2 protein-coding genes are annotated in these 1,790 nt (G+C 67.0%); both read left to right on the top strand.

From position 1 onward, the window contains the following. Positions 1-281: 281 nt before the first annotated feature. On the top strand, positions 282-1,031 hold the full coding sequence (locus MCM47_RS40050; protein WP_238861939.1) for a TetR/AcrR family transcriptional regulator: 750 nt from the start codon (positions 282-284) through the stop codon (positions 1,029-1,031). Between the two features lie 478 nt (positions 1,032-1,509). Beyond that, the coding region (locus tag MCM47_RS40045) for a hypothetical protein (RefSeq protein ID WP_238951762.1) at positions 1,510-1,790 on the top strand (281 nt) is incomplete at its 3' end.

Genomic DNA, 1,790 nt, shown 5'->3' with positions numbered 1-1,790 from the left:
CGTCGCCGAGCGGGAAGTAGTGGTCGGTCAGCAGGGGGCTGCCGTCTGCTGCGGGTACGACGAGACCGGGGTCGTAGGCGATGTCGTGCAGCTTGGGAGGCAATCCCCTCATGGACCGCCGCATGGCCCTGGTGCTCAGGGGCGGCTTCTTCCCGACTGGGCGGTGCGTGGGCATCGTCACGGTGCCTCGTTTCTGGGAGGGGCGGGCGGTCTCTCACTTCCCGTACGATGTACGAGAATAGCTCATGCTTGGATTGACCGTCAGAAGGAGGGAGATCACGATGGCCCGCGCAGATTCGGCGGCCCCGTCGGGCGGTCGCGCCGGGGTGGATCCGGAGGCGCTCTGGTCGGTGTCCGAACGCCCGCGTCGCGGCAGGCCACCCGCCCACAGCCGTGCCGAGATCACGGCGACCGCCGTCGCCATCGCCGATGCCGAAGGGCTCGCCGCCGTCACGATGCGCGCGGTCGCGGCCCGGCTCGGGGCCGGAACCATGTCCCTGTACAGCTACGTCCCCAACAAGGAGACGCTGCTGGAGCTGATGATCGACGAAGTGAGCGGCGATCACCGGTTGCCGGCCATGCCCACCGGTGACTGGCGCTCGGACCTCCGGCGGATCGCGCACGAGCAACGCGCCATCATGCGGCGCCACCCGTGGCTTCCCGCTGCGCTCCCAGCTCGGCAGACCCTGGGCCCGAACACCCTCGCCGTCCTGGACCACGTGCTCGCCGTGATGATCCCCACCGGCCTGGACGCCCAGGCCCGACTGGAGACCTTCAGCCTCCTCACCGGGTTCGTGGCCAGCCACATGTCGTACGAACTCGCCCAGCAGCGCGCCGTCGAAGCCGCAGGGCGGAGCCCCGGCGAACTCCTCGACGCCCAGGCCCGCTACCTCCGCGCCGCCGTCGCCGACGGCCGCTACCCCCACCTCGCCCAGGCCCTGGCCATACCGGGCGGCGACCAGAACCCCCAGGCAGTCTTCGATCGCCTCCTCGACCGCGTGATCAATGGCATCGCGCCGGACCCCGCGTAGCTGACCCTCGCGCCGGCCGGTCAACAGCCATCGCAAGGCGCACACGGTCGGCGAACTCCGGCGCCGCAAGATCGGGCATGCCGGACAGGGACGGACTGAAGCAACTGAGCAGAGAATTTGCCCTGTTCGAGGTTCCGGGACGTGGCCTCGGCAATGCAACAAGCCGCCGACCGGTCGGGCGCCTCAGAGCCTGCAGCGGCACCGCCGGGCCCTTGCCGGCGGGCGCAGTCACCAGGGATGGGCCGTCCTCGTTGCGGCGGCGCCGCTGAGAAGAACGTTTCGGCACCGGTCTGGGCATGAGTCACCTCCAATAGAGCGTGAGAACGGCCGTTGCTACTCGACACGGGGCAGCACCCCGACGCAAACTTGAGTGAGGACGTATCCAAGGGTCCGATGCCTACTGGCAGAGAAGTCGTTTCTCGGCAGGCGACTCCGGCTCGACCCTATCCACCTATCTCGGCCCGCCAGGGGAGGGGAAGTGTCCTATCCAGAATGGGGAGAGTTCGACGTCATATCCCCGGAGCTCATCGTGGATCGGGATAATGAGGCGCGCTGCCCCAAAAGTCCAAAGATTGCATTAGTTGACGCCAAGTCGTTCAGTCGCGCCATCGAATCGACATGGAATCAATATGGCTTGAATGAGTGGAAAGGTATCGATGATCGTACCCGGGGGAATGCGTTCAATGTCGAGCGACTGCTCTGCCTGATGTTTCCATCGGAACGACTCTGCGCCTATCACCTGGGGCGAGGTATGGCGGG

The sequence above is a fragment of the Kitasatospora sp. A2-31 genome (genome assembly GCF_022288725.1).
Lineage (GTDB): Bacteria > Actinomycetota > Actinomycetes > Streptomycetales > Streptomycetaceae > Kitasatospora.
The sequence above is the reverse complement of the archived record's forward strand: the minus strand, read 5'-3'. Positions and strand labels throughout refer to the sequence as shown.